We start from the raw sequence: 232 nt of genomic DNA on the forward strand, positions 1-232 counted from the left end.
CAGCTAGTGGTGTCGCCATCTCGTGCAAATTTGCGCGGATCGCACGATCAGTGGTTTGAAAGCCAAGGGCTAAAACGTAATATTGTAATGTCGGTACCGAGCTTTTCAGCAGTGCCCGACATTTTACATACAACCGATATGCTCGCGTTTTACCCATCAAGATTATTACCAAACAGCAAAGTTAAACAGCTAAAAATAGAAGCTCTGCCTCCTACATTTAAAGTAATAGCCG

The 232-nt window shown here is 43.5% G+C and carries 1 protein-coding gene; it reads left to right on the top strand.

The window, feature by feature from the left end:
- On the top strand, positions 1 to 232 hold a 232-nt coding region (locus AAEY57_RS21225; RefSeq protein ID WP_502935518.1), incomplete at both ends, for a type 2 periplasmic-binding domain-containing protein.

This window comes from Pseudoalteromonas sp. MER144-MNA-CIBAN-0113 (genome assembly GCF_040308965.1).
In the GTDB taxonomy this organism is placed as follows: Bacteria; Pseudomonadota; Gammaproteobacteria; order Enterobacterales; family Alteromonadaceae; genus Pseudoalteromonas; species Pseudoalteromonas tetraodonis.